Here is a 9,281-nt window from a genome sequence, read left to right on the forward strand (position 1 = left end):
AAGAAGTCTCATAATCAACCTAGCTTGAAAATGGGTGTGCAAAGAGGGATTTTCCCTTAAAACTCTCCCGCTAACGCAGCAACACACCGCTCACAAATTAACGGATGCTCTGCATTTTCTCCCACATGAGTAGAGTAATTCCAGCAGCGATCGCATTTTTCCCCTTCTGCTTCTAGTACACCAATTCTCCACTTATCAGCCTGCAAGTTGTATTTTGAACCTTGCAGTTTTTCTGGTGTATCCACTAATTCCACTTGGGAGGTAATGAACAAGTAGCGGAGTTCGTCTACACCGTTGCTGTTACCAGCTTCTAGTGATTTGACAGCACTTAATAATTGTGCATCAGTGATGTAGAGCAAAATTTTCGCTTCCAGGGAGGAACCAATCATTTTTTCCACCCTAGCTTGTTCTAAAACTTTATTGACATCAAGACGAATATCACGCAATTGTTGCCAAAAAGCTGCTAGTTCTGAATTATGCCAGTTTTGCTGCAAATCTACCCAACCAGATTCAAATACTGATTTGTAAGGAGTATTGTAGGGAAGATATTGCCAGATATCCTCAGCTAAGTGAGATAATACGGGTGCGATCGCTCTAGCTAAATTTTCCAGTGCATACCAATACACTGTCTGACAACTGCGACGGCGCAAAGCATTAGCATTACTGATGTACAACCTATCTTTGGCGATATCCATATAAAAGTTGGATAAATCCACCACGCAGAAGTTTTGTACTGTTTGGAAAAACCGGAAGAATTGGAAGCTATCAAAAGCTTCTGTGACTTCTTGGAAAACTTCTGTCATCCGGTGCAGCATGTATTTATCTAGCTGCGGTAATTGCTCATAGGGTACAGCATCTGTTTCTGGGTCAAAATCATGTAAATTACCCAGTAAATTTTTCGCAGTATTACGAATTTTGTTACGGATATCAACCAGTTGTTTAATGATATTGCTACCCAGGCGCTGATCAGAAGTGTAATCTACCGATGACACCCACAATCGCAAAACATCAGCACCATAAGCAGGGTCTTTTTTCTGGTCTTTACCTCCCTCAATCACCATATTTGGGTCAACGACATTTCCCAGAGACTTACTCATTTTTCGCCCCTGTTCGTCGAGGGTAAAGCCATGAGTCAACACAGTTTTGTATGGCGCACAGTTGTTAACCGCGACACTGGTGAGCAAACTCGACTGAAACCAACCCCGATGCTGGTCTGAACCTTCTAAATATACATCCGCAGGATACCGTAATTCTGGACGTTGCTTGAGTACAGCTGCCCAAGATGAGCCAGAATCAAACCACACATCCATCGTATCTGTACCTTTACGGTAGGTGCGGCCGTTATTGCGATATGGTTCTGGTAATAATTCCTCAACTGATAATTCCCACCAAGCATCGGAACCTTTTTCAGCAATAATTGCTTGTACGTGGGCGATGGTTTCCTCATTCAGCAATGGCTCACCGTTGGCTTCGTCGTAAAATACTGGAATTGGTACACCCCAACTGCGCTGACGGGAGATACACCAGTCAGAACGGTCTGCAACCATCGGTGTGATTCTATTTTCACCTTGAGCAGGAATCCATTTTGCAGAAGCGATCGCTTTGAGTGCTTCTTCGCGGAATCCTTCTACTGAAGCAAACCACTGTTCTGTGGCGCGGAAAATAGTTGGTTTCTTGGTTCGCCAGTCGTAAGGATACTTATGCAGGTAGGGTTCCTCTTTCAACAAAGAACCAGCAGCGCTCAAAGCATCAATTACCGCCTGGTTTCCATCACCAAGCACATTCAACCCAGCAAACTGTCCTGCTTCATCAGTAAAATTACCATTATCATCAACTGGCGCTAAGACAGGTAGACCATAACGCTGACCGACAATGTAGTCTTCTTGACCGTGACCCGGCGCAGTGTGGACTAAGCCAGTACCAGACTCAGTGGTTACATAATCGCCACCAATCACAATTGGGCTTTCACGGTCATATAAAGAATGACGGTAAGTAGAATGTTCTAAATCTTTCCCTTTAACTGTGGTTTTTACTGTTAACTGAGTTTCCAGTGTGGCAGATAGGCGTTCTACCAAATCCACAGCAACTATTAAATATTTAAACCCGGTTTTTTCCTGTGGTGCGGTAACTTCTACAACTGCGTAGTTAAGTTCTGGATTCAATGCCACAGCTAAGTTAGCAGGAATTGTCCAAGGTGTAGTTGTCCAAATTGCTACAGCTAAGTCTGGTAGAAATTCTGTTAATTTCGATTTGCTTGCTGCCGATAAACTCGTCACCTCAAAAGCGACGTAGATACTGCGGGAAGTATGACCTTCTGGATATTCTAACTCTGCTTCTGCCAAAGCTGTTTTAGAACTGGGACTCCAGTGTACTGGCTTCAAACCACGATAAATGTAACCTTTTAACACCATCTGTCCGAATACACCGATTTGTGCGGCTTCATATTCTGGTGTCAAAGTTAAATAAGGATGTTCCCAATCACCCCAAACTCCATAGCGTTTAAAGCTATTGCGCTGTTCATTGACAGCATTGAGAGCAAATTCTTTAGCTTTTTGTCGTAGTTGTAAAGGAGTCAAGTTTTGCCGTTCGGCGGCTTTCATATTTTGTAAAACTTTTAACTCAATTGGCAAACCGTGACAGTCCCAACCAGGCACATAACGAACTTTACGACCACGTAACAGTTGGTAGCGATTAATAATATCTTTGAGAATTTTATTTAAAGCATGACCAATATGCAGAGAGCCGTTTGCATAGGGAGGCCCATCATGCAGTATAAATAATTCGCCGGGATTATTTTGGGATAAGCGATCGTAGACTTTATTTTCTTCCCAAAATTTTTGAATTTCGGGTTCACGCTTGCCAGCGTTTGCCCGCATATCAAATTTAGTTTTGGGTAGGTTTACAGTATCTTTATAACTTCCAGTTTCTGTCACAGTTTCATGCCTGAATTAGCAGCAAATGATGTTCCAATAATTATAGAATCCCCATGCCCAGAACGGCTAATGTCGAATTGATTTTATAAGAGTAAGCATTATTTGTCTTTGTTGTTGATACAGTACGACATTCTAACAATAGTATTTGCGTACTTAATATATTGCACCTAGCCCGAAATTAAAATTTGACCCACATTACGAATGTATCGACTTACATTACGATTGTATCGACCCACATTACGAATGTATCGACCCACATTACGAATGTATCGACCCACATTACGAATGTATCGACCTACATTACGATTGTATCGACCTACATTACGAATGCAGCCGTCTATACAGTTGATTTGAGAACATCTTTGATATTGACAGACCCAGACCCCTCAGAAATAATGACACAAATCACTAGTGGTCTGACAAGTCAACTTTGATCGGTAAACCAATTTCTCATCTTATCCTCTCCTCCTCTTCCTCTGCGTTCTCTCTCTTGAAAAGCTTTGATCGCCGGAAGCCGGCGCTCAAACTTTTCGCTGCTTCCTCTGCGGTTCGTTCTTTTACCCCTCAAAGTTAGGTTGACAGAGTACTAGTAGTCCGCCACACAAAGTATGCTAGGTAAAGGAATGTAGACGCGACAGCGGCTTGCCGTAGGCTACCGCCAAGGCGCCTTAGACGCGCAAGCGGCTACCTGCACCAAGCCACTACGTGTCTACCGTAAGGTAGTGCGCCAAGAGAAGAGGAAAAGAAGGTGAGTCTAAAATTGGTTTACCCAGCAAAGTTGCTGTGGCGGACTACTAGTTGCGATCGCAAGAGTATTCGATTCGACTTACATCTAAATTTATATTATGCGTATATTTACTATATAAAAATGATTTATTTAACTTGACTCACCAATATTGAGTATTACGAATTTCATAGTAATTATTCTTAGGTATTTTTTTCGCTACACTAGAAAATAATCCACTTAACATACTACTTGTTGCGATTATGGAATCAGTTATCGTGGTCGCGCTAATCATTGGTTTCGTGTTGCTCATTACGCCACGCTCAAAGTCATCATCGAAATCGAAAACCTGTAATTGCCCACTTTATGATACATGTCAGCACAAAGAATCAATCGAGAAAATTATGAACGGCGATCAAGCAAATACTCGTGATTCAAATAAATAGATACATTTAATTAAGTGACATAAGTTTTTCCCGTTTGCGATCTAAAAAAGAGAAAGCTGAAAACTTTATGCCTCCAGCTTTCTGAGTATTTATATCATATTTAACTAGTGCGATCGCTCGGCGGTATTTGCTCAGGTGGTGCTTCTGCTGGTGGCGCAAGTTCGGCATCAGGAGCAATTTCTTCCACAGGAATATTTTCTAATTTTTCTGCTGTTTCTTCTGCTTTTACAGCAGCTTCTTTTGCAGCTTCTACCAACTCAGGTGATGGGGGATGGGGTGGAATTGCTTCTGCTACAGTCTCTGTTGTGACTTCAGTGTCAGTAGTAACGGACGTATCTGTAGGTTGTTCTAAAGTTGTGCTTGCTTCTGGTGTTGGTTCATCTGTAGTAGTACGATGATCAACAATTTCAACCATTGAGTTTTCTGTCGGTTGAGGAGTTTCTGGTGTCTTTTTGCTCACAGTCTCTTGCACACGGTTCTTTGCACCAGAGAAAATTCCACCAATACTACTCTGTATCTGCCCTAAGCGTTGGGGAAGCGACAATTTAGTAACCTGTTCTTGAATAGTATTTTGTACCGCTTCCGTACTAGGTACAGGAGTTTGTTGTGCAGAAGGTGCTAACTGACGACGTAATGAAAGTGTTTGCCAACCAAACCAAACTAAAAGCGCCACACTAGCAATATGACCTAGTAAAAGACCTCCGGTAATACGTGGTGCAAACACCCATAACATCAACGCGTAAAACAGTCCTACACCACTCCAAATAAAATCATTTTTACGGTGAATTTCTGGGAAAAAGAAAGCCGCTAAGTAAATGGCTATACTACCAAGACCGACTGTCAGTGCTAGGACATTTGCCAGCATTTCGTGTTTCTCCTTAACTACGTCATTATCGGGGATCGGGGATCAGGGATCGGGGATCGGGGATCAGGGATCGGGGATCGGTTATTAATCTTTGACCAATGACCATTGTACAGACGCGTAGACGCTCGTAAGAGCGGCTTCAAGGTAAGAGTATCATCGCGTCTCTAATGACCAATGACACTTGACCATTAACTAATTTTGCAAGAGAAGTGTTGATTTCGATACAAATTAAAATTAATTATCTGTGTAAGTTGTGCATTTCTACTCTGTCGCTGAACTTTTAATGTCTTCTTTAGGGGAGAAGCGAAAATCTCGGACTACCCTTAAAGATAAAAGATCACGAAGAGTTAGCCAAAAAATCTATGACACTACAAAGCTTTGGTGTGATTGGCTTGGCCGTCATGGGGGAAAACATCGCTCTCAATGTTGAGCGTAATGGCTTCCCTATTGCCGTTTACAACCGCTCACGAGAAAAAACTGATAAGTTCATGGCGGAGCGTGCCCAGGGCAGAAACGCTAAAGCTGCTTTTACCCTGGAAGAGTTTGTCGCTTCTCTAGAACGTCCCAGAAGAATCCTTATCATGGTACAGGCTGGTAAACCTGTGGATGCAGTGATTGCCCAGCTCAAACCTTTGCTTGATGAAGGCGACATTATTATTGACGGCGGTAACTCTTGGTTTGAAGATACTGACAGACGTACTCAAGAACTGGAACCTGCTGGATTCCGGTACATTGGTATGGGTGTGAGTGGTGGTGAGGAAGGGGCGCTCAATGGCCCTTCTTTAATGCCAGGTGGTACTGAAAGCTCTTATCAGTATCTATCGCCGATTTTCAATAAAATTGCCGCTCAAGTTGATGATGGTCCTTGTGTTACCTATATCGGCCCTGGTGGTTCTGGTCACTACGTGAAAATGGTACACAACGGCATTGAGTATGGCGATATGCAGCTAATTGCTGAAGCCTACGATTTGCTGAAAAATGCTGGTGGATTGGATCACAATCAACTCCACGAAGTATTTACAGAGTGGAACACCACCGACGAACTCAATTCGTTTTTGATAGAGATCACCTCCAACATTTTCCCCTACATCGACCCAGATACGAATTTGCCTTTGGTCGAATTAATTGTGGACTCGGCCGGACAAAAGGGTACTGGACGCTGGACTGTGCAGACAGCGTTGGAGTTGGGAGTTTCCATACCAACAATCACCGCAGCTGTAAACGCTCGGATTATTTCTTCATACAAGCAAGAGCGTGTAGCAGCATCCAAAGTACTTACAGGCCCTTCTGGCAAATATAACGGCGCCACCAAAGATTTTATCAACATGGTGCGTGATGCCCTGTATTGCTCAAAAATCTGTTCTTACGCTCAAGGGATGGCGTTGCTATCCAAAGCTTCACAAACATACAATTGGAATTTGAAGCTGAGTGAATTGGCGCGAATTTGGAAAGGTGGCTGTATTATTCGTGCTGGATTCCTAAACAAGATTAAGAAGGCCTTTAACGAAGATCCAGCATTACCTAACCTGTTGTTAGCGCCAGAATTTAAGCAAACAATTCTCGATAGACAGGCTGCTTGGCGGGAAGTATTAGCAACTGCTGCTAAATTGGGAATTCCCGTACCAGCATTTAGTGCATCTTTAGATTACTTTGATAGCTATCGTCGCGATCGCTTACCCCAAAACCTCACTCAAGCTCAACGCGACTACTTCGGCGCACATACCTACGAGCGCATTGACAAACCAGGTACTTTCCATACTGAATGGGTTCCAATTACTGAAGTATCCCATTAAATCTTCTTCAAGTTATAAGCTGGGAAGATAAAAGTGGCCCCAATACTGCAAGGAATAGGATTTTTCGTCAGATTTTTGGGGTTGTAGAGACGCGATATATCGCGTCTCTACTTTTTTGAAATCACAATGTATTTATATTCCAATACGGTTGGTGTTAAGGATTTTTAGTACCGAAAATTGATCTGGCCAGACGCGAAATTTCGCGTCTGGTACAAAGAATTTTGGGCTTATCACCAAGCGTATTGATTTATATTCCTTATAAATCCAATAAAAAAACAGCCGCATCCACAAGGGAAACAGCTGTTTTTTAATATTAGATAACTACAGAATCTTAATAATCGAAGTCGCCGCCCATACCAGCGCCAGCACCAGCAGGTGCATTATCTTTAGGCTCAGGCTTGTCAACAACGATACACTCAGTTGTCAACACCATACCAGCGATGGAAGCTGCGTTCTGGAGTGCAGAACGGGTAACTTTTGCAGGGTCAACGATACCAGCAGCCAACAGGTCAACGAACTCATTGGTAGCTGCGTTAAAGCCAACGTTGAATTCTTTTTCTTTCACCCGTTCAGCAATGACAGCGCCATTCTGACCAGCGTTTTCCGCAATTCTCTTCAGAGGAGCAGCCAAAGCGCGAGCAACAATCAGCGCACCAGTCAACTCTTCATCTTTGAGATTACCATTTGCCCACTCTTCTAACTGAGGGCTGAGGTGAGCTAGAGTTGTACCACCACCAGGAACGATACCTTCTTCTACCGCAGCTTTGGTAGCGTTGATAGCGTCTTCTAAGCGCAGTTTTTTGTCTTTCATTTCGGTTTCGGTAGCAGCACCAACTTTCACGACTGCTACACCACCAGACAACTTAGCTAAACGCTCTTGCAATTTTTCTTTGTCGTAGGAAGATTCGGTTTCGTCCATTTGACGACGAATCTGTTCGCAACGAGCTTTTACAGCTTGCTCGTTACCTTCAGCAACGATGGTGGTGTTGTCTTTGGTGATGGTGATGCGGCGAGCTTTACCCAGAGCATCTAACTTGGTGTTTTCCAACTTCAGACCAGCATCTTCGGTAATCAACTGACCACCGGTAAGAATGGCAATATCTTCCAGCATAGCTTTGCGGCGATCGCCAAAACCAGGAGCTTTCACAGCAGCTACGTTGAGTACACCACGCAGGCGGTTAACAACCAAGGTTGCCAAAGCTTCTTTTTCGATATCTTCGGCGATAATGATCAAAGGACGACCAGCACGAGCTACTTGTTCAAGTACAGGTACGAGGTCTTGTACCAAAGCAATTTTCTTGTCGGTGAGCAACAAGAAAGGCTCATCGAAAATGGCTTCCATCCGCTCAGGATCGGTGGCAAAATAGGGAGAGATATAGCCTTTGTCAAAGCGCATCCCTTCAGTGATTTCCAATTCGGTGGTCATAGATTTCCCTTCTTCTAGGGAAATTACGCCTTCCTTACCGACTTTGTCCATAGCTTCGGCAATCATCTGACCGACTTCTTCGTCGTTACCAGCAGAGATTGCACCAACTTGAGCGATCGCCTTAGAATCTTCAACAGGACGAGCGTGTTCTTTAATTTTTTCTACCAAGAAGTTGATAGCTTTATCAATACCGCGCTTCAACAGAATGGCGTTTGCACCAGCTGCAACGTTACGCAAGCCTTCCTTAACCATTGCGTGAGCCAAAACGGTAGCAGTGGTGGTTCCATCACCAGCAGCATCGTTGGTTTTAGAAGCAGCTTGGCGAATCAAAGAAACGCCAGTGTTCTCTACGTGGTCTTCTAATTCAATTTCTTTCGCAATGGTCACACCGTCATTGATGATTTGGGGTGCGCCAAATTTTTTCTCTAGTACTACGTTACGGCCTTTGGGACCGAGGGTGACAGCCACAGCCTCAGCCAGGATATCCATACCCCTTTCTAGGGCGCGACGAGCGTTTTCGTTGTAGATAATGCGCTTTGCCATAATTTCCTAGTAGTCCTTTGTCATTCGTTATTTGTCATTCGTTATTTGTCATTTGTCTTTTGTCATTTGTAATCAACCAATGATCAATGACTAATGACCAATCACTAAGAAACAATCGCTAAAATGTCTTTTTCAGAAAGTAGTACGTATTCGTCGGTTCCTAGCTTGATATCGGTACCAGCATATTTGGAGTAGAGAACTTTATCCCCTACTTTCACATCCAATGCTTGACGAGAACCATCATCTTTAATTTTGCCGTCACCAACCGCAACAACTTCGCCAACTTGGGGCTTTTCTTTGGCGGTGTCGGGTAAATACAAACCACCAGCGGTTTTTTCTTCAGAGGCGCTCACTTTTACAAATACGCGATCGCCTAAAGGTTTTACAGTAGAAACGCTTAGAGATACAGCTGCCATACAAATTTCTCCAGAGTTAGCACTCTCAACTCCTGAGTGCTAATTTAGCGAACGACTGTATGCAATGGCAATATTTTGGGTTGTACGGGTTCCCGAACTTTTGGGAATGGGGATCGGGAATCGGGAATCGGGAAT

Annotated in this window: 5 protein-coding genes; 1 reads left to right on the forward strand and 4 read right to left on the reverse strand. The window is 43.5% G+C overall.

The features are described 5' to 3' along the window. Positions 1–56: 56 nt before the first annotated feature. Complete coding sequence (gene ileS, locus B4U84_RS03260; RefSeq protein WP_131115531.1) at positions 57–2,933, reverse strand: isoleucine--tRNA ligase; 2,877 nt, start codon at positions 2,931–2,933, stop codon at positions 57–59. Between the two features lie 1,270 nt (positions 2,934–4,203). Further along, positions 4,204–4,968 carry a Ycf66 family protein gene (locus B4U84_RS03265; RefSeq protein WP_017311908.1) on the reverse strand — a complete coding sequence of 255 codons (765 nt, stop codon included), beginning with the start codon at positions 4,966–4,968 and terminating at the stop codon, positions 4,204–4,206. 362 nt (positions 4,969–5,330) lie between these two features. On the opposite strand from B4U84_RS03265, the gene gnd reads away from it, so the two are divergent. Beyond that, positions 5,331–6,761 carry an NADP-dependent phosphogluconate dehydrogenase gene (gene gnd / locus B4U84_RS03270; protein WP_017311909.1) on the forward strand — a complete coding sequence of 477 codons (1,431 nt, stop codon included), beginning with the start codon at positions 5,331–5,333 and terminating at the stop codon, positions 6,759–6,761. A 331-nt stretch (positions 6,762–7,092) separates the two neighbouring features. Here the strand turns inward: gnd and groL are convergent, their stop codons facing one another. Beyond that, positions 7,093–8,730, reverse strand: coding sequence for a chaperonin GroEL (groL, locus tag B4U84_RS03275; protein ID WP_131115533.1), 1,638 nt, complete (start codon positions 8,728–8,730; stop codon positions 7,093–7,095). 104 nt (positions 8,731–8,834) lie between these two features. Continuing rightward, positions 8,835–9,146: a co-chaperone GroES gene (groES, locus tag B4U84_RS03280; RefSeq protein ID WP_016863380.1), complete on the reverse strand. Its 312-nt coding sequence runs from the start codon at positions 9,144–9,146 to the stop codon at positions 8,835–8,837. Positions 9,147–9,281 lie beyond the last annotated feature (135 nt).

It is taken from the genome of Westiellopsis prolifica IICB1 (assembly GCF_004323185.1).
Lineage (GTDB): Bacteria > Cyanobacteriota > Cyanobacteriia > Cyanobacteriales > Nostocaceae > Pelatocladus > Pelatocladus prolificus_A.